At 61.1% G+C, this 19034-nt stretch carries 23 protein-coding genes; 19 read left to right on the forward strand and 4 right to left on the reverse strand.

Annotation, left to right across the window (positions count from 1 at the left end):
- From repA to repC, 3 genes are all read left to right on the forward strand, one after another.
- A complete protein-coding gene (gene repA / locus RlegSU303_RS31415) occupies positions 1–1218 on the forward strand; it encodes a plasmid partitioning protein RepA (RefSeq protein ID WP_094088838.1) in 1218 nt (405 codons plus the stop codon).
- Entirely contained in the window at positions 1215–2204 is a 990-nt protein-coding gene (gene repB, locus RlegSU303_RS31420) for a plasmid partitioning protein RepB (protein WP_231284094.1), read from the forward strand. Before repA ends, repB begins: the two co-directional genes overlap by 4 nt.
- 199 nt (positions 2205–2403) lie before the next feature.
- Positions 2404–3702, forward strand: a complete 1299-nt coding sequence (repC, locus tag RlegSU303_RS31425; RefSeq protein WP_231284096.1) for a plasmid replication protein RepC — start codon at positions 2404–2406, stop codon at positions 3700–3702.
- Between the two features lie 29 nt (positions 3703–3731).
- Here the strand turns inward: repC and RlegSU303_RS31430 are convergent, their stop codons facing one another.
- Together RlegSU303_RS31430 and RlegSU303_RS31435 are read right to left on the reverse strand one after the other, a co-directional pair.
- On the reverse strand, positions 3732–4058 hold the full coding sequence (locus RlegSU303_RS31430) for a type II toxin-antitoxin system RelE/ParE family toxin (protein ID WP_131620539.1): 327 nt from the start codon (positions 4056–4058) through the stop codon (positions 3732–3734).
- Positions 4058–4339: a type II toxin-antitoxin system Phd/YefM family antitoxin gene (locus tag RlegSU303_RS31435; protein ID WP_131620538.1), complete on the reverse strand. Its 282-nt coding sequence runs from the start codon at positions 4337–4339 to the stop codon at positions 4058–4060. Before RlegSU303_RS31435 ends, RlegSU303_RS31430 begins: the two co-directional genes overlap by 1 nt.
- 219 nt (positions 4340–4558) lie before the next feature.
- Here RlegSU303_RS31435 and RlegSU303_RS31440 point away from each other — a divergent pair, with 219 nt between their 5' ends.
- The 16 genes from RlegSU303_RS31440 (at position 4559) to RlegSU303_RS31520 (ending at position 17368) form a co-directional block, all read left to right on the forward strand.
- Positions 4559–5551, forward strand: coding sequence for an LLM class flavin-dependent oxidoreductase (locus RlegSU303_RS31440; RefSeq protein WP_017958291.1), 993 nt, complete (start codon positions 4559–4561; stop codon positions 5549–5551).
- Positions 5552–5575: 24 nt separating this feature from the next.
- Complete coding sequence (locus RlegSU303_RS31445; RefSeq protein WP_131719374.1) at positions 5576–6925, forward strand: LLM class flavin-dependent oxidoreductase; 1350 nt, start codon at positions 5576–5578, stop codon at positions 6923–6925.
- 17 nt (positions 6926–6942) lie between these two features.
- Positions 6943–8142 (forward strand): M20 aminoacylase family protein, encoded by a 1200-nt coding sequence (locus tag RlegSU303_RS31450; RefSeq protein WP_231284098.1) that lies wholly within the window; start codon positions 6943–6945, stop codon positions 8140–8142.
- Positions 8139–8696: a GNAT family N-acetyltransferase gene (locus RlegSU303_RS31455; protein ID WP_017958294.1), complete on the forward strand. Its 558-nt coding sequence runs from the start codon at positions 8139–8141 to the stop codon at positions 8694–8696. Before RlegSU303_RS31450 ends, RlegSU303_RS31455 begins: the two co-directional genes overlap by 4 nt.
- Positions 8697–8733: 37 nt before the next feature.
- A complete protein-coding gene (locus RlegSU303_RS34290; RefSeq protein ID WP_269207229.1) occupies positions 8734–10509 on the forward strand; it encodes an amino acid ABC transporter permease/ATP-binding protein in 1776 nt (591 codons plus the stop codon).
- A gap of 92 nt (positions 10510–10601) precedes the next feature.
- Positions 10602–11546 (forward strand): ABC transporter substrate-binding protein, encoded by a 945-nt coding sequence (locus RlegSU303_RS31470; protein WP_017958295.1) that lies wholly within the window; start codon positions 10602–10604, stop codon positions 11544–11546.
- Between the two features lie 68 nt (positions 11547–11614).
- On the forward strand, positions 11615–12550 hold the full coding sequence (locus RlegSU303_RS31475; protein WP_231284099.1) for an ABC transporter substrate-binding protein: 936 nt from the start codon (positions 11615–11617) through the stop codon (positions 12548–12550).
- Between the two features lie 7 nt (positions 12551–12557).
- A complete protein-coding gene (locus RlegSU303_RS31480; RefSeq protein WP_231284101.1) occupies positions 12558–13595 on the forward strand; it encodes an LLM class flavin-dependent oxidoreductase in 1038 nt (345 codons plus the stop codon).
- Positions 13596–13709: 114 nt separating this feature from the next.
- Entirely contained in the window at positions 13710–14306 is a 597-nt protein-coding gene (locus RlegSU303_RS31485) for a 2-hydroxychromene-2-carboxylate isomerase (protein WP_131643814.1), read from the forward strand.
- A 176-nt stretch (positions 14307–14482) separates the two neighbouring features.
- On the forward strand, positions 14483–15043 hold the full coding sequence (gene msuE / locus RlegSU303_RS31490) for an FMN reductase (protein WP_131643815.1): 561 nt from the start codon (positions 14483–14485) through the stop codon (positions 15041–15043).
- 11 nt (positions 15044–15054) lie between these two features.
- On the forward strand, positions 15055–15252 hold the full coding sequence (locus RlegSU303_RS31495) for a hypothetical protein (protein ID WP_131643816.1): 198 nt from the start codon (positions 15055–15057) through the stop codon (positions 15250–15252).
- 33 nt (positions 15253–15285) lie between these two features.
- Complete coding sequence (locus RlegSU303_RS31500; protein ID WP_165505261.1) at positions 15286–15462, forward strand: hypothetical protein; 177 nt, start codon at positions 15286–15288, stop codon at positions 15460–15462.
- A 10-nt stretch (positions 15463–15472) separates the two neighbouring features.
- On the forward strand, positions 15473–15625 hold the full coding sequence (locus RlegSU303_RS31505; protein ID WP_165505259.1) for a hypothetical protein: 153 nt from the start codon (positions 15473–15475) through the stop codon (positions 15623–15625).
- Between the two features lie 70 nt (positions 15626–15695).
- Positions 15696–16277, forward strand: coding sequence for an RBBP9/YdeN family alpha/beta hydrolase (locus RlegSU303_RS31510; protein ID WP_131643817.1), 582 nt, complete (start codon positions 15696–15698; stop codon positions 16275–16277).
- Positions 16278–16288: 11 nt separating this feature from the next.
- Positions 16289–16597: a hypothetical protein gene (locus tag RlegSU303_RS31515; RefSeq protein ID WP_131643818.1), complete on the forward strand. Its 309-nt coding sequence runs from the start codon at positions 16289–16291 to the stop codon at positions 16595–16597.
- 3 nt (positions 16598–16600) lie between these two features.
- On the forward strand, positions 16601–17368 hold the full coding sequence (locus tag RlegSU303_RS31520) for a gamma-glutamylcyclotransferase (protein WP_131643819.1): 768 nt from the start codon (positions 16601–16603) through the stop codon (positions 17366–17368).
- Positions 17369–17392: 24 nt separating this feature from the next.
- Here RlegSU303_RS31520 and RlegSU303_RS31525 read toward each other — a convergent pair whose 3' ends face one another.
- Together RlegSU303_RS31525 and RlegSU303_RS31530 are read right to left on the reverse strand one after the other, a co-directional pair.
- On the reverse strand, positions 17393–18247 hold the full coding sequence (locus tag RlegSU303_RS31525) for an ABC transporter permease subunit (RefSeq protein ID WP_131643820.1): 855 nt from the start codon (positions 18245–18247) through the stop codon (positions 17393–17395).
- Positions 18244–19032 (reverse strand): taurine ABC transporter ATP-binding protein, encoded by a 789-nt coding sequence (locus RlegSU303_RS31530; RefSeq protein WP_131643821.1) that lies wholly within the window; start codon positions 19030–19032, stop codon positions 18244–18246. The genes RlegSU303_RS31525 and RlegSU303_RS31530 overlap by 4 nt, the downstream gene beginning before the upstream one ends.
- Positions 19033–19034 lie beyond the last annotated feature (2 nt).

Below are 19034 nucleotides of genomic sequence, written 5' to 3' on the forward strand. Positions count from 1 at the left end.
ATGCCGACCAAGGCCGCGATTGTTGAGAAAGCCAAGAGAGCGAGTCGAGTCTCGATTGACGAGACGATCGCGCAGGACTCGACGATGCTCAGCAGCCAATTGCAAGTGCTGTTCGAGCGGTTGTTTTCGCCCGACGCCCGCAAATCGCTACGGCGGTTCAGCAGCACCGAGACTGCCAAGCTGCTCGGCGTTACCGACAGCTATGTTCGCCACCTCGCCGCCCAGGTGGAAAGCATCAACCCGGAAAAGACGGCGGCGGGTCGACGGGTGTTCTCGCTTGAGGAAATTCATGCGATGCGCCACCATCTCGGGCGCACCAAACCCTCCTATCTGCCGATGCGCCGGCCGGGCGACCATCTCCAGGTGATCGCTGTCACCAATTTTAAAGGCGGCTCCGGCAAGACGACGACATCCATCCACCTGGCGCAGTTCCTGGCTCTTCGCGGCTACCGCGTGCTCGCCGTCGATCTCGATCCGCAGGCATCGATGTCGGCAATGCTCGGATATCAGCCCGAATTCGACGTCGGCGAAAACGAGACGCTTTACGGTGCCATCAAATATGACGAAACGCGCCGCGACGTAGCCGACATCGTCCGCCAGACCTATTTTCCCGGGCTCGATCTCATTCCCGGCAATCTCGAACTGCACGAGTTCGAGCACGATACTCCAAAGGCGCTCGCCGACACCAACCGCGACGACAAGGACATGTTCTTCATGCGGGTCGGCAATGCGCTGCATTCGCTGGAGCAGAGCTACGACGTCGTCATCATCGATTGCCCGCCCACGCTCGGCTTCCTGACACTGTCTGCTCTTTGTGCCGCTACCTCCGTCCTCATCACCGTCCATCCGCAGATGCTCGACGTGGCGTCGATGAACCAGTTCCTGACGATGACCTCCGACCTCCTGGCCGTGGTCAAGCAGGCAGGCGGCAATCTCGATTATGACTGGATGCGCTATCTGATCACCCGCTATGAGGCCAATGATGGACCGCAGGCGCAGATCGTCGCCTTCCTGCGCAGTCTATTCGGCGAGCGCGTGCTGACTTCGATGATGGTCAAGTCGACAGCTGTCTCGGATGCGGGCCTGTCCAAGCAGACAATCTACGAGGCGGGACGCGAGACGATGCATCGCCAGACCTATGACCGCGGGGTGGAATCCGTCGACAGCGTCAATGCCGAGGTCGAGCAACTCATTCGCAGTGCATGGAGCAGGCCATGAGCCCAAAAGGACGCGACATCCTGAAGAGCATGGTCGGTGCCGTCGAGCCGACACGGCCGGAGGTGCCGAGCGTGCAACAGCCGCATCGGCCATCGGGAGCGGTCAAGGCGATGAACCTGTCGCTTGGACGGCTGGGAGAGGAAGCAGCAGCCGCCAAGGCGCTGCGCGAATCGCTGGCCTCCGGCGACAAGGTGCTGGAGATCGATCCGGCTGCCGTGGAAATGTCCTTCATCCGCGACCGCATCCCGGTCGACAAGGATGCCGAGTTCGAGCGATTGAAGCAGTCCATCCAGGAAAGCGGACAGCAGGTTCCGATCCTGGTGCGGCCGGACCCGGTAAGGGCCGGGCACTACCAGGCCGCCTATGGCCACAGGCGCCTGCGCGCAGCAGCGGAGATCGGGGTTCCTGTTAAGGCCGTCGTGCGAAAGCTCACGGATGAGGAGTTGATCCTTGCACAGGGTCAGGAAAATGGCCCGCGTGTCGACTTGAGTTTTATCGAGCGGGCACTGTTTGCACACCGCATGGATGAACACGGCTTTAGCCGCGACATGATTGCCAAGGCGCTGGCGACAGACAAGCCGGAAACGTCAAGGCTCCTGCAGGTGGCTCAGACGATCGACCCCGAGATCATTCTCGCCATCGGGCCGGCCACCAAGGTAGGTCGTCCACGCTGGTTGGCGTTTGCCGAGAAGTTCAGAGAGACGGGCGGACAGAAGAAGGCGCGGGCCGCCATCAGTGCCGCCGGTTTCGACGCGTTGGAGACCAACAGCCGCTTCGATGTCATCTGGAAGGCACTGGAGGAGAAGAGCGCACCACAGCGGGCCGAGCAGACGCTCCGGACCCAAGGCGGCGCGCCGCTTGCTTTGGTGGCCCGTTCCGGCAAAACCTTTCGCATCACCGTCAAATCGGCGGCGTTTTCGGAATTCCTGGCTCAGCGGTTGATAGGCCTCGCCGCCGAGTTCGAAGAGGAAAATCAGGGAAAATGAGGCAGTTAGACCGGTTGTCAGCTGACAATTCGGATAGGAGATAACGCGCAAAAGAAAAAAGCCCCCGAACGTCACCGTCACGGAAGCTTTCCTCGTAGTCTTGAACACCTCCGAGAATCGCACTTCCGAGAATCGCTGTCAAGAGTTTTTGGCGCCGTTTTGGTGAGCGGATTTCTTTTGCCTCGTTGAGGTGGAAGATATGGAAACCGGAAGTGTGACGACGCCCTTCGGGCGGCGGTCGATGACGTTTGGCATGCTCGCAAGCCAAGTCATGGCCGGGGAGATCAAACCGGATCAGTCGGTCGACAAGTGGAAATTGTTTCGCGCGCTGTGCGAAGCAAAGCCGCTGCTCGGCATCGGCGATCGGGCGCTTGCCGTGCTCAACGCTCTTTTGAGCTTTTATCCGAAGAATGAGCTGGCCCAGGGAAACGGTTTGATCGTCTTCCCGTCGAATATCCAGCTTTCGCTCAGAACGCATGGCATGGCTGAACAGACTGTGCGGCGTCATCTTGCCGCGCTCGTCGAGGCAGGTCTTCTGGTGCGCAAGGATAGCCCCAACGGCAAGCGTTACGTCCGCAGGGACAGGGCAGGGGAGGTCGACGAGGCGTTCGGCTTCTCGCTGGCGCCGCTGCTTGCCCGTGCCGAGGAGATCGAACAGCTCGCGGCCGCAGTGATGGCTGAGCGGCTGCATGTCCAGCGCCTGCGTGAACGCATCACCCTTTGCCGCCGTGACATTGCCAAACTGATCGAAGCGGCAGTTGAAGAAGAGATCCCTGGGGATTGGCAAGGCCTATACCGCGAATTCCGGGACCTGATCGAAGGCCTGCCGCGATCGCCGACGACAGCGCAGCTTGAACTGTTGCTGGATGAATTGACGGCCCTGCGCACAGATATTCTTAACCGGCTGGAAATTCGGGTTAAATCAACAAAACAGCGCGGCAATGCCGATTATATCGAGCGTCACATACAGAATTCAAATCCCGACTCCAAATCTGAACTTGAACCAAGCTTCGAAACGAAGCAGGGGGCGATGGCGGAGCAAGACAAAGGGCGAGAGGCGGAGACGCTGGAAGAGGGGAGGGGGGAGACAACCCATCCGGCCCGGCAGGAGGAAAGTCGGCAGTCGGGCGGCCGCAACGATGGTGGCGGCCTGAAATCCTTCCCGCTCGGCCTCGTTCTGCAGGCCTGCCCGGAAATCCTTGCCTATGGGCCGGATGGCGTAATCCGCAACTGGCGTGATCTGATGGCCGCAGCCGTCATCGTTCGATCGATGCTGGGCGTCAGTCCGTCGGCTTACGAAGAGGCCGCCAATGTGATGGGTCCGGAAAATGCCGCGACGGTGATGGCATGCATCCTGGAGCGCGGCGGCCACATCAATTCGGCCGGTGGCTATCTTCGTGGCCTGACGCGGCGAAGCGAAAAGGGAGAATTCGCGATCGGCCCGATGCTGATGGCGCTTCTGCGGGCAAATGCGCCGGCCGGCCGGAAGGTTGGATAATGCTCAGCCTGCGTGTGGGCAGCGTATGGCTATGCGCGGATAAGCCTTCGCTCCAGGAAACTCTGCATGTCGCGCCGTCCGTCGACGACGCAGTAGACGACGACATCCGTGCCCAGGATCCGATAGATCATGCGCCACGGCTTATGGTGCAGTTCCCGATATTCGGAAATTCCGATCCCCGCCAACTCCTTCGGAATATTTCCACGGGCGGGGAATTCTTCAAGCTCGGCGCACGCGCTCTCAAGCTCCGTCAGAATGCGCTCTGCCGTCTCGGCGCCGTCGCGGCTGGCGATAAATCGATAGAGATCCTCGATGTCGCGTTCCGCATCCTCAGCGAAAAGAACACGATATGGCATCAGGATCGGCTGTCGGCCAGACGTTTGCGGATGCGCGCGAAGGACTCCGCAGCAGGGCGCAGTTTGCCGTCCTCGACTTGCCGGTTGGTGAGCGCCAACACCTTCAGGAGCGCCAGTGTCTCCTGGGTTTCTTCGTATTGGCCGACGTCCTGAAGGATGGCTTTCGCCTCTCCGTGAAGAGTAATGACGACCGGTTGCGGATTATCCTTCAGCGTCCGGATGATTTCCGGCGCGTGTGCCTTGAGATAGCTGATCGGCTTGACCTGTTCTGACAGCTTCATGCGGTTTCTCCCTTTCGACCAGAATATAGACCATCAAGTGGTCGATTGAAAGAAGCCTTATGCTGTCGTCACACAGCGCCCCCTCAGAGATTTTCCATCTTAGGGGCGGCCGGTTTTTTTCACTCAGCGCGTTCGAAAGAGAATGCCATTTCTTATAATGAAGTTTGTCGACTGATTTTATAGACTAAACTTTGCAACCAGGGATCGGATCGTGGTGCCATGACCTACCTCCTCAGTCTTCTCGACAAAAGCCCGATCGAACAGGGTCTGACCGCCGCGGATGCGCTGCGGGCGACTGTAAAGATTGCCGCCCGGGCCGAGGAACTCGGTTATCACCGTTTCTGGGTCGCCGAGCATCACAACATGTCCAACCTGGCGAGCTCCGCGCCGGAGGCGCTGATCGCCTATCTTCTCGCCAGGACATCGAGGATCCGCATCGGCTCCGGCGGCGTCATGCTGCAGCACTACAGCGCCTATAAGGTTGCCGAGACCTTCAATTTGTTGGCGTCGCTTGCGCCCGGCCGCGTCGATCTCGGTGTCGGCAAGGCGCCGGGCGGATTTCCTCTCTCGACGCGCGCCCTGCAGCTTGCCGTCGATCCGGCCAGGAAGCCGGATTTCGCGAGCCAGCTTTCCGATCTCAATACTTATCTCGCCGCCGACCCGAACTACGACGGCGCGCAGGCAACGCCTTTCCCGCCGACTGCGCCTGAGCGTTTCCTGCTCGGCGCCAGCGTCGAAAGCGCCGAGCTCGCTGCCGAGAAGGGCTGGGAACTTGTTTTCGCCGGTCATTTGAACGGCGATCCTGACAATCTGCGCAGGACCTTCGAGGCCTATGAACGGGCGTCCGGCGGCAAACGTCCGATCCTGGCGCTCGCAGCCTTCGCCGCCGAAAGCGAGGACTATGCCCGCGAGCGCGTCGGCAAGCTGCGCATCGTCAAGATATTTCTGCCGAACGGCCAGACCGTCAATGTCGGCAGCGAGGAGCAGGCGGCCGAATTCGCCCGCCAGGCCGGCATCACCGATTACCGCATCGAGGAAAAGGTGCCGAGCGTGCTGCATGGCACGGCGGAACAGATCCGCAAGGAACTGGACGAATTTCATCGCCGCTACGGGGTCAAGGAGTTCGTGCTCGACACGCCGGCGCTTTCGGTCGCCGAACGCCTGGCTTCCATCGAGCTGCTCGCCAAGGAGCGGCTTTCCCTCGTCGCCTGACCGTTTCCAAAAAGGATTGATCCCATGGCTCAAAAACACGTCACGTTCGGCATCATGCTGCAGGGTCCCGGCGGTCACATGAACGCCTGGAAGCATCCAAGTGGACCGGCAGATGCCAGCGTCAATTTCGACTTCTTCCTCAAGACAGCACGTAAGGCCGAGGCGGCCGGCATCGCTTTCGCCTTCGTCGCCGACGGGCTCTACATCAATGAGCAGTCGATCCCGCATTTCCTCAACCGTTTCGAGCCGATCGCCATTCTCTCGGCGCTCGCCGCCTCGACCTCGAAAATCGGCCTCGTCGGTACGGTTTCGACCTCTTATAGCGATCCCTTCACCATCGCCCGCCAGTTCGCCTCGATCGATCTCATTAGCGGCGGCAGGGCAGGGTGGAATGCGGTAACCTCGCCTCTCGAGGGTTCCGGCCGCAATTACAGCCGCGAACATCCCGAGCACGAGCTGCGTTACGAGATCGCCGAGGATTATATCGATGCGATCAAAGGCCTGTGGGATTCCTGGGACGACGACGCCTTCGTCCGCAACCGTGAGACCGGCGTCTTTGTCGACAAGAGGAAGATGCATCGCCTCAACCACAAGGGCCGCTTCTTCCGTGTCGAGGGGCCGCTCAATATCGGCCGCTCCAAGCAGGGCCAGCCGGTGGTGTTCCAGGCTGGCGCCTCGGATTCCGGCATCAGGCTCGCCGGCAAACATGCCGACGCCGTCTTCACCAATGGCGGGCCGTTCGAGGAGGCGCAGGCCTTCTACCGCCAGCTCAAGGACAGCGTGATTGCCCATGGCCGCAGTGCGGCGGAAGTCGGTATCTATCCAGGTATCGGACCGATCGTCGGTGCAACGCAGGAAGAGGCGGAAGCCAAGTATCAGGCGATCCGCAACCTCGTCACGACAGAGGAGGCGCTGCTCTATCTCGGCCGTTTCTTCGATCATCATGATTTCAGCGTCTATCCGCTCGACGAGCCATTCCCGGAACTCGGCGATATCGGCAGGAACAATTTCCGCGCCACCACCGACCGCATCAAGAAGACGGCGCGGGAGAAGGGCCTGACGCTCCGCCAGGTCGCGCTCGATTCAGCAACGCCGCGCACGGCATTCATCGGCACGGCCGAGCATATCGCCGACGAGATCATCCGCTGGGTGGATCATGGTGCTGCCGACGGCTTCATCCTCGGTTTCCCTGTCATCGCCGAGGGCTTCGATGATTTCTCCACATACGTTCTGCCGATCCTCACGGAGCGCGGTTATTTCGACCCGGTCCTGAAGGGAGAGACGCTGCGGGATCATCTGGGCCTGCCCTTCCGCGAAAGCCGGTATGCGGCGGGCGCCGATCAGGTCGAACGCGGAAAGGCTGTCGGCGCCTGAAGCGCCGACGAACCGCCATGAACATCATCGCTCAGAACCAGCGCAGCAAGGATCCGGTCGAGAGAGGTATCGCCGCCTACCTCGACGAGATCATCGCGCTTCGCCACGACCTGCACCAATATCCGGAACTTGCGTTCCAGGAGCTCAGGACCAGCAAGCTCGTGGCATCCCGCCTTTCCTCCTGGGGCTATGAGGTGGCGACGGGCATCGCCGGAACCGGCATCGTCGCCACCCTCAGGCGCGGCGACGGCAAAAGGCGGATCGGCATCCGCGCCGACATGGATGCGCTGCCGATCGAGGAGGCGACCGGTCTTGCCTATGCCAGCAGCAATCCCGGCGTCATGCATGCCTGCGGCCATGACGGGCATACCTCGATCCTGCTCGCCGCCGCCCGCTATCTTGCCGAAAGCGGCAATTTCAGCGGTACGCTGCGGCTGATCTTCCAACCCGCCGAGGAAATCGGCGCTGGCGCCCGCAAGATGATCTCGGAGGGCCTGTTCGAGCGTTTTCCAGTCGATGCGGTCTTCGGGCTGCACAACTGGCCGGGTGTGCCGGCGGGCAAATTCGGCTTCGTCAGCGGCCCTGCCATGGCCTCGGTCGATCAGGCGGTGATCAAGATCATCGGCAAGGGCGGCCATGGCGCCGAGCCTCATCGCGCCGTCGATCCGGTGCTTGCCTCAGCCTCCTTCATTACTGCCCTGCAGAGCGTCGTTTCCCGCAATGTCGACCCGCAGGACATGGCGGTCGCAACCGTCGGCTCGATCCATGCCGGCTCCGCCTCGAACGTCATCCCTGAGAGCGTCGAGATGAAGCTGACCATGCGGGCCTTTAGCGAGACGGTCCGCCAGCTGTTGCGAGAGCGCATTCCCGCACTTGCCCGCGCCCAGGCGGAGAGCTTTGGCGCCGAGGCGGATGTGAATTACCGCCTCGGCTTTCCGGCGCTGATCAACCATGCGGCGGAGACGGACTTCGCCAGCAATGTCGCCCATGACGCACTCGGCCCCGCGGCTATCGAGAAGGATTTCCGGCCGAGAACCGCGAGCGAGGATTTTGCCTTCCTGCTGCAGGCAAATCCCGGCAGCTACCTCTTCGTCGGGAATGGCGACAGCGCTCCTCTCCACAGCGCCCACTACAATTTCAACGACGCGATCATCGCGCCGGCCGCCCGCTACTGGGTGCGGCTCGCCGAAACCTTCCTCACTGATGACAACGGGTGATGAACGATATGAGCGATACGTTTCTCTATACCAGCCCTCTCGACCCGCGCGCCAAGCCGCTGATCGATGAATTGATCTACGAGTATGACAGCCGCTACGGCAACTATTTCAATGCCGAAGGGGCTGCGGCCGAGCTCAACCGTTATCCTCCTGAAGCCTTTGCGCCGCCTGACGGCAATTTTCTCCTGTTGATCCGCAATGGCGAAACCATCGGCGGCGGCGCCTTCAAGAATTATGACGAACGCACGGCCGAGTTCAAACGCATCTGGACGCGCTCCGATCTGCGCCGCCAGGGCCTCGCCCGCAAGGTGCTGGTGGAACTGGAGGCCCAGGCCGCCCGCCAAGGCTATTCCCGCATCTACCTCACGACCGGCTTTCGCCAGCCCGAAGCCGTCAGCCTCTATCTGAACTATGGCTACACCGCTCTCTTCGACACCTCCGTTGATCCCGAAATCTACAAGAGCTTGCCCTTCGAGAAGGACATCAGCCATCTCGCTGAGCCTGCTCGCGAAGATGCCGAACCGCGCCTGCGCGTGGCCGGTGCAAATTTCTGAAAATGGCAAAGACCGACAATCATAAAAGGGAAGCACAATGGCACTGACAACGGATTTCGCCGGCATCGACCCCGGCAGCAGGACGGCAGGATCGAAGGATTATTCCCGTTACCGCATCGTGCCGGCGCGTCATCCGGGCCGCTTGGCAGGCACGATCTTTGCCGCCGTCGTCATCATCGCCGTGCTCTATTCCATTTTCACCAATCCGCGCTGGGGTTGGGGCGTCTTTGCTGAATGGTTCTTTGCCGAACCGGTGCTCGTCGGTCTCGGCAGGACGCTGCTTTTGACGGTGCTTGCCGCCATATCCGGCTCCATCCTCGGAACCGCTCTGGCGCTTGCCCGCGTTTCCAAGTCGCCGCTGCTCTCCGGCCTTTCCTGGGGCTATATCTGGCTGCTGCGCTCGATCCCGGTCATCGTGCTGCTGCTGATCCTGAACAATCTCGGCTATCTGTACGAGACGATCAAGATCGGCATTCCCTTCACCGATACCGTCTTCCTCGACTATCCCACAGTACAATTGTTGACACCCTTTGCCGCTGCCTTTCTCGGCCTGACGCTCAACCAGTCGGCCTTCTTCGCCGAGATCGTGCGCGGCGGTATTCTCTCGGTGGATCACGGACAGTTGGAGGCCGCCGCAGCACTCGGTCTGCCGCGCCGCCGCCAGGCCTTCCGCATCGTGTTGCCGCAGGCCATGCGCTCGATCCTGCCGACCGGCTTCAACGAACTCATCGGACTGGCGAAGAGCACCTCCATGGTCTACGTGCTGGCGTTGCCGGAGCTCTTCTACACGGTCCAGGTGATCTACCGCCGCAATCTCGAAGTCATTCCGCTGCTGATGGTTGCGACCGTCTGGTATCTGATCATCATGACGGTGCTGTCGGTCGCTCAGCGCTATATCGAGCGCTATTTCTCCAAGGGTGCCGTGCGCAACCCGACGCCGTTACCCTTCCAGGCATTTTTCGAGCGTTTGCGTCATCCGCTGCCTGTCCTCGAGACGGCGACCGACACCGTGCGCAAGATCGGTTTCCGGGATGCGGCAACGCTGCGGGCCGCAGGCGGCGTGGTGCGCATCCACGGTATCTCGAAGAGCTTCGGTTCGCTGAAAGTGCTCGATGATGTCGAACTCAGCCTGCCGGCCGGCAGCGTGACCGCCATCCTGGGTCCGTCCGGCTCGGGCAAGTCGACGCTTCTGCGCGCCATCAACCACCTGGAGCGTGTCGATGAGGGTTTCATCTCAGTCGACGGCGATTTCGTCGGTTACAGCAGGAAGGGCGACACGCTCTCCGAGCTCAAGGAGAAGGATATCCTCAAACGCCGCGCCGATATCGGCATGGTCTTCCAGAGCTTCAATCTCTTCCCGCATCTGACCGTGCTCGAAAACCTCATCGAGGCACCGATCCAGGTTCGCGGCATCGGCCGTGAGGACGCCGTGCAGCTGGCGCAGGAGCTGATGGCACGCATCGGCCTCAGCGACAAGATCAACGCCTATCCGCGCCAGCTTTCCGGCGGCCAGCAGCAGCGTGTGGCGATCGCCCGCGCACTGGCGCTCCGCCCGAAGGTGCTGCTCTTCGACGAGCCGACCTCGGCGCTTGATCCGGAGCTCGTCGGCGAAGTGCTCGACGTCATCAAGGAACTTGCCCGCACCGGCACGACGCTCGTCATCGTCACCCACGAGGTCGGCTTTGCCCGCGAAGTTGCCGACAGTGTCGTCTTCATGGAGAGCGGCCGAATTCTGGAGGCCGGCCCGCCGGCCCGCATCTTCACACAAGCGGAACATCCCCGCACGCGGGAATTCCTCGCCAAGGTTCTCTAGCGCCTGATAGCGCTGGCGAAATGCCGGGCCGTGACGGGCTGCTCCGGCTGAATAACAATAACCACAACCTAAAGATGAAATGGAGAAGGGGCATGACATTTACAGATAGGGCAAGGCTTCTGATAGCGGGAGCCGTCACCATTACTGCTATCGGTTTCGGTTCCGCTCAGGCGCAGCAGAAGTTCGATCTCAGCCCCGAGCAGCCGAACCGGCTGCGGGTGGAAAAGAACGAGAAGCGCATTGCCGAAGTCAAGGACTTCAAGTTCGTCGAAAGCGGCGTCTTCACCGTCGGCATCAGCTCGAGCGGCAATCTGCCGCTGCATGATTATGCCTCCGATTCCAAGACGGTTATCGGTTACGACGTCGATCTGGCGCAGGCCATTGCCGACAGCCTGGGCCTGAAGCTCGAATTGGTTTCCGTCGCCTGGGCCGATTGGCCGCTGGGGCTGACCTCCGGAAAGTTCGACGCGGTGATCTCCAACGTGACGGTCACGGAAGAGCGCAAGGAGAAATTCGACTTTTCGACCTATCGCAAGGACGAGCTTGGCTTCTATGTCAAGGCCGACAGCCCGATCACGGCGATCAAGCAGCCGAAGGATATTGCCGGCCTGAAGGTGATCACGGATGCCGGCACCAACCAGGAGAAGATCCTGCTGGAATGGGATCGCGAGAACGTCGCCGCCGGCCTGAAGCCGATCGAGGTGCAATATTATGACGACGACGCGGTCAAGGATCTCGCCGTTCAGTCCGGCAGAGCCGACACCGTTTTCAGCGTGAACGCAACGCAGGCCTATTCGGCGGGGATAAACGGCAAGACCAAGCTCGTCGGCACCGTCAGCGGCGGTTGGCCGATCACGGCCGAGATTGCCGTCACCACACGTAAGGGCAGCGGCCTGGCGGCGCCCTTGACCGATGTCGTCAACGACCTGATCGCCAGCGGCGCCTACCGGAAGATCCTCGATACGTGGAACCTCGGTCCGGAGGCGATCGACAAGGCCCAGACCAACCCGCCGGGCCTGCCGAAGAGCGGCTCCTGATCGATCCCTATTGGGCCGGCGGCAATGCTGCCGGCCATTCCCGCCTGACAATATGGAGATTGAAGACGATGACTGCCCTTCCGGCATTCCGGACCCTGCTGATCGCCGCCATGGCGTCGGCCCTTTCCTTCGGCGCAACCCATGCAGCCGAGGATTTCGACCTCAGCCCAGAGCAGCCGGGCCGGCTTCACGCCGCCAAGAACGATGCGGCTATCGCTGCGATCCCGAAGGATTTCAAGTTCGTCACGTCAGGCAAGTTCACCATCGCCGTCAGCCCGGGCGGCCCGCCGCTTGCCACCTATGCCACCGACGCCAAGACCGTGGTCGGGGCAGATCCCGATTATGCCTATGCCATCGCCGACAGCCTCGGGCTGACGCTGGAGATCGTGCCGGTCGCCTGGATCGACTGGCCGCTCGGCCTCGCCTCGGGCAAGTATGATGCCGTCATCTCCAATGTCGGGGTCACCGAGCAGCGCAAGGAAAAATTCGATTTCTCCACCTACCGCCAGGGCCTGCATGGCTTCTTCGTCAAAGCCGACAGCCCTGTGACCTCGATCAAGGAGCCCAAGGATGCGGCAGGCCTCAGGATCATTGTCGGGGCCGGCACCAACCAGGAGCGCATCCTGGTGAAGTGGAGCGAGGAAGATGTTGCCGCGGCCCTGAAACCGATCGAACTGCAATATTACGACGACGAGGCGGCAAGCCTTCTCGCACTGCGGTCCGGCCGGGCCGATGTCATCGTCCAGCCGCATGCGCAGCTCGTCTTCATCGCCGCGCGCGACAAGAACATCAAGCGCGTCGGCACGCTGAGCGCCGGCTGGCCGGATCGCTCGGATGTCGCAATCACCACCCGCAAGGGAAGCGGGCTGGCCGATGCGCTGACTGTCGCCACCAACGGCCTGATCAAGGACGGCACCTACGCAAAAATCCTCGATCACTGGCATCTTTCCGAGGAAGCCCTGCCGGCATCCGAGACCAACCCGCCCGGCCTGCCGAAGTACTGATCATCGGATGGCACGAGTGGGCAACATATCCATCAGCCATATCGGCTTCCTCACCCCTGGCAATTATCCCGATGGCGATCCGTTGTCGGGATTGGAGCGGACGCTTGAGCAGCTGCAATATGGCGAAGATCTGGGCTTCGACAGTGCCTGGGTCCGTCAGCGGCACCTGGAGCCCGGAATCTCTTCCGCGAGCGCTTTCCTGGCGGCAGCGACGCAGCGCACCAGTCGGATCGAGCTTGGAACCGCGGTCATCCCGATCGGTTACGAGAGCCCTTACCGGCTGGCCGAAGATCTCGCCACCGTCGATGTTCTGTCGGGCGGACGGCTGAACATCGGCGTCAGCGCCGGCCGGCCGCTGCACGCCGAGCTGATCGCTCCGCTTGTCTTCGACGGCGACTGGACGGGTTACGATTTCTCGCATGATCGCGTGCTGCGCTTTGCCGACAATCTGCGTGGTACTTATCTCGGCGACGAACATACCTTGATCAGGACGCCCTTCGGCCCGCAGCGTCCGCGGCTGCAACCTTATGCCAAGGGCCTGATCGACCGGATCTGGTATGGCGGCGGTTCGCAGCGCTCGGCCGAATGGGCCGGCCGCAATGGCTTCAACCTGTTGACCGGCAATGTGATAACGGGTGAGGGGACGGATGATTTCTTCATCGCGCAATCGCGATTGATCGAAACCTATCGCGCCGCCGACACGCAGCGGCGCGTTGCGCTGGGGCGCGTCATCGTGCCTTTCGACAGCGCCGATGCGGCAACGCGCCGCCGGTATCGAGACTATGCCGATGGCCGCCATGAGCGGACGCTTTCGCCGCAGGGCAAGCAGCGCACTCTGTTCGCCCGTGATGTCGTCGGCACATCGGACGAGATATTGGCGCAGCTGTTTGCCGATCCGATACTGCGCGAGGTCAGCGAGTTGAGGCTGGAGCTCCCTTACGAGTTCGAGCACGTGGAGTATCGACAGATTCTCCACGACTTCGTGACGCTGATCGCACCGGAGCTCGGATGGAAAGCGCCATCCGACATTCGGGCCGCTTCCTGAAGCACCATCGAGCAGCAATTCAAAGTGTTACAGCGTCCTTTGCGCGTCTGAAAAGACGCGGCGCTGTAAGCCCATTCGACGCCACAACAATCACCTCACAGGGAACATGCATCAGTGACCAAATCGGTAGAATACTTCTTTTCGATCGGCTCGCCCTGGTCGTATATCGGCTTCGATGCCTTCGCCGAACTTGCGGCGAAGAACGACGTCGTCATCACGCCGTATCTGACGACGGTGGTCGAGGAAAATGGTGGTATCTTTTCGCGCAACCGCCCGGAGATCCGGCGCGCCTACTGGACGCGGGACCTCAAGCGCTGGGCGCGCGTGCGCGGCAAGGAGCTGCGGCTCGAACATCGCCCTGATTTGAGCGATCCGACGCCGGCGTCCCTCTTCGTGATTGCGGCCTATCTCGACGGACAGGATTGGATCGGCGTTGCCCGCGCCCTGCAGCATGCCTTCTGGAGCGAGGCGAGGGATATCGGCAAGCCCGACGTGCGCGAGGCGATCGTGACATCAGCGGGTTTCGATGGCGCGGTGCTCCTCAGACGACAAGCCGACGACGATGTTCAGAACAAATGGTCGGCGGACCGTGTGCATGCGCGCGACAGCGGCGTCTTCGGCTTTCCCACCTATGTCTTTGACGGCGAGATCTATTGGGGCCAAGACAATTTGCCCTTCCTCGAACGTCATCTTCACGGCGACAAGCCTTAGGCTTGGAATTGCAGCGTCCGGAGGTCGCAGATGCCGATGGCGGTCGGCTTGCAGCTTATGCGTGCTGGAGCGGCGGCGAACGTTTTTTTCAACCAGGCGAACAAGGAGAGATGAGCGTTCCTTTAATCTATCAATTTTGTAGACAATAGTTGGGCAACGCAAAGAGAGGAAAAACCATGTCAGGTTTCAAACTCGTCGGCATCGCTGGCAGCTTCAACCGTCCATCGAAGACTTTGGCACTCGTGCGGCACGTCTCCGAACGTGCGAGCATTCGATACGGATTTACAAGCAAGACCTATGATCTCAATGATGTCGGTCCGTCGCTGGGCAGCGCCTTGTGGCGCAAGGATCTCGACGCGCAGGCCAGGCGTGTCGTCGACGAGATCGTGCAGGCCGATGCCCTGATCATCGGCTCGCCGACCTACAAGGGCTCATATCCCGGCCATTTCAAGCACCTGATCGACCTGATCGACCCCCACGAACTTCGGGGCAAGCCGATCATCATCACGGCGACCGGCGGCGGTGACCGGCACGCGTTGATGGTCGAGCATCAGCTTCGGCCGCTGTTCGGGTTTTTCATGGCCCACACCTTACCGACTGCCGTTTATGCGTCCGACCGCGATTTCACAGACTATGCGGTTTCATCCGACGCGCTTTTGGCCCGCATCAACGAAGTGATCGGCGAATTGGCGGCTTTCTTTCCGGGCGCAAACCCGGCCTTGGCGGCAGCCGAGTAAGGATCGTCGCGATGGCTCGATCTCAGGAAGCGACGATCACCGATGCAGAAAGGCCGGCGGCCAGCGAGCAATTGTGGAGCGTCTTCGAATTCTCCCGACGATATCGTCTCGCCAAACGCGAGGAGAACCGCCTGCTGATGCTCTACGGACCGACGGCATCGCTTCACGTTCTACTCGCCAATGCACAACGTCATTCGCTGATTTCCTAACCGAGGAATACCGGTTCCTGACAGGAGGTTCGCATGAAGCTTGATTTTCAGTTCTGGCTGAAGCTTTCGATCGGCCGGTTCCTCGGCCTGAAGCCGCCCGCTGCACGGGAGCCAGTAAACGGATTGTTCGCGCGAGACGAAGAGCGCGACCGGTCCGCCCGCGAATACGAACTCCATTATTGGGGCACCATGCCCGGCCTTTGGTATTGAGGAGAACGGCGTGATGGCGATTGTTGTTGAGACCGACCTGCGTCGGCACGGTGCGAGAAGAGCGGAAGGCACCGTCATGTCGCATTTCAGGCATGCGGCCGGGATCTGCACGATTGTCAGCTCCTTCACATTCCTGTTCGCCCTGGTGATCGGGTGGATCTGATGAGTGATGTCCGATGTTTGCCCCCATCGGGAGAAAGACCGACGCGCAGCTTCAGAGAGGATGCCGTCAGATGATCGATGTACTTATTCTTCCCGGGCTTTTCGGCTCGGGAGAAGGCCATTGGCAACAGCACTGGCTGCAGGATCAGCCAAGCAGTCGTTGCGTCGTTCAGGACGACTGGGATCATCCGAACCTTGACAACTGGCTGCTGCGATTAGAAGGCGCGCTTGAAGAGGCCGGCGAGGCCTATCTGGTTGCCCATAGTCTCGGATGCCTGCTTGCCGCCCGCTTGGCCGGGCGAAGTGCAGCGCGGCGCGTCAAAGGAGCGTTGCTCGTTGCTCCATGCGATCTGCCGGCCACGGAAAACCTGCATCCCGGGCATATCTCGTTTGGCGCCATGCCGACGGCGCCTTTGCCTTTTCCAAGCATCGTCGTCGGCAGCATGAACGATGCCTACATGACGGTCGATCGGTTGACCCTGTTCGGCCGCTTGTGGAACGCAGAGACCAGGAATATCGGCCTTGCCGGGCACATCAATATCGCCAGCGGCTTTGGCCGCTGGCGCAACGGCTACCGATTGCTGGAGGGCTTGAAGACGCAAACACGCGTTCGAAGGCATGTCGTTTCCATGCCCCCGGCTTTTGCTATGTGAGTGGAATCGCAATGTCCGACATTGTCGCCGACCTGCTGCGCCTTAGCGAAGATCCGAATGCCGATCCGAGGACCAGGCGCCGCCAAACCATGGAGCGGCTGGTGCAGACGCTGCTCACCATGGCTGATGCCCAAACGGGATCGGAAGATCCGCAGCATCGCCATTCCATCATTCATTTGACGACGATCATCCGCGAGATGACGGGAAGGCTCGCAGAGGCCGATGATGCAACATTTTCGGCAATCGTCAGGGAGGCCGCGATGCTGATACGCAGCCTGCAGCGGCGCCAGGCCGATGCGGCCAGATTTACGGTGCACTGACGCATGATGGATATCCGGGAGCATAAGCTGGTGACGGTCCAGGGAAGCAAACTTTTGATGACCGGATCAAGAATGGCTCTGACTGACGAGCTCGTATCGCTGAGCCTTCGACCCGCGATCGACGTCGGTCCCGATCCACACCGAAAACCGCTGACCGAAGCGGAGGTGGAGATGCTCGCCAACCGGCTTCTCCAGGAGTCTACTGGCGCGCCGCTCTGGATCTTCGCCTATGGATCATTGATATGGAAGCCGGACTTCGATGCCGTCGAATCGCAGCATGGCGCAACAAGAGGGTGGCATCGCTCCTTCTGCCTGCAGATGACCCGCTGGCGGGGAACGCGGGCCCAGCCGGGTCTGATGATGGCACTTGACCGGGGCGGACGTTGCAACGGCATCGTCTTCAGGCTTGCCGATGATGATCGCCTTGGCCAGATTCGGCGGTTGATCCGCCGTGAAGTCGGCACGATCGAAGACGCTGCGTCGGTTCGCTGGATCCCGGTCGCGACCGCACATGGGCTCGTGCGTGCGCTGGTCTTTTGGGCTGGTCCGAAGGGCGAGCGCGTTTCCCGCAAATTGCCGCTCGAGACGGTGGCGCAGGTGCTTGCGAGAGCCTGCGGACACATGGGTTCCTGCGCCGAATATCTCTATCTGACGGTGAAACATCTGGAAGAACGCGGCATCCGGGACCGCAATTTATGGCGTCTTCAGAAACTGGTCGCAGCCGAGCTCGTCGCCATACACGGGCTGAACGCGGCGGCAGGAAGCCATTGAATATGGCTCCCTGCCGCCATCTGGTCAAAGCTTGCCCTTCCAGGGCACGAGGAACGCCTCCAGAAAACGAGTGACGGCCGAGAAGGTGAACGCGCAGATCGCGATGATGCCGATGCCGACGAAGACGACGTCGGTCGCCAGGAAATGTGAAGCCGACATGATCATGAAACCGATCCCGCGGGTGGAGGCAATCAATTCAGCCGCAACCAGCGTGCCCCAGCCGACACCGAGCGCAATTCGAATGCCGGTGAGAATCTCGGGCAGGGCGGACGGTAGGACGATGTCCAGGAAGAGCTGCAGCCGGCTTGCGCCCAGCGAACGCGCGGCATTGACGCGCTCGATCGGCAGCGAACGGACGCCGGCCTGGGCCGAGAGGCAAATCGGTGCGAACATCGCAAGCACCAGCAACGTGATTTTCGACGTCTCGCCGATGCCGAGCCAGATGATCATCAACGGCAGGTAAGAGAGCGGCGGAAGCGGCCAGTAGAACTCGATCGGCGCGTCGAGCACCCCTTTTGCCCAGCGGTTCAGGCCCATCAGCAATCCGAGCGGAATGCCGGCCGAGATGGCAATGAGGGCAGCGACAACGATGCGGAACAGGCTCGCAAAAACATGCTCGGACAGCGACGCTCCGGCGTAACCGTCGCGATAGATAGCGCCGATCTGTGTCAGCACCTCGTCCGGACGCGGCAGAAACAAGTGTGGGACGACACCGAGCGCCGATACCAGCCACCACAGCAGCAGTATGGCCAGCGCCGTGGCAACGCTGATGGCCACCGTCGATTTTTCGCCGGCTCCGAAGCTTGCCATTTTTACCAGCTTGACCTGGCGGTCCTCTCTACCCGCCACAATCGGCGGGGCCTGCACTATGTCGCTCATGCGGCGCTCCTGAGGTCTTCGGTGCTGTGCAGAATGGCGCGGATCTCCTCGCGCAGCTCGGCAAATTGCGGCGACGCCTTGATCGATCGGGCATCGCCGGTTTCGGCGAAGCGGCGAACGAAATCCAGATCGAAGCGTGCCACGACGCGTCCCGGTCGAGGTGACATGACCAGGACCTGCGTGCCCAGGAACAAGGCCTCTTCGATCGAGTGCGTGATGAAGAAGACCTTTTTTGCTGTTTTATCCCAGATGGAAACCAGCAGTTCCTGCATCTGCTCGCGCGTCAGGCTGTCGAGCGCGCCGAACGGCTCGTCCATCAGCAGGATGTCGGGATTTGTCGCCAGAGCACGCGCGATGCCGACACGCTGCCGCATGCCGCCCGACAGCTCGTAGGGAAAAGCGCCGGCAAATTCATCGAGGCCGACGAGACGGACAAGCTCCAGGGCGCGCGCTTCGCGCTCCTTGCGCTTGACCCCGGCGAATTTCAAACCGAGCGCGACATTGTCGACGACGGATTTCCAGGGCAGCAGCGAGTCCTTCTGAAAGACGACGCCGCGATCCGCACCCGGTCGTTCGACCGCGCGGCCATCGAGCGTGATCCGGCCATCCGAAAGCGGAAGGAAGCCGGCAATCGCGTTGAGAAGGGTTGACTTGCCGCATCCCGACGCCCCGAGTGCGACGACGAAGCCCCGTTCGAGAATATCGAAGGAAACGCGATCGAGCGCGTGAACGGTCCGTCCGTCGCGGGCTGCGAAGAAAACGCTGGCGTGATCGACTTTAAGCATGG

Origin of the sequence: Rhizobium sp. SU303 (assembly GCF_021052345.1) — a bacterium.
GTDB lineage: Bacteria > Pseudomonadota > Alphaproteobacteria > Rhizobiales > Rhizobiaceae > Rhizobium > Rhizobium laguerreae.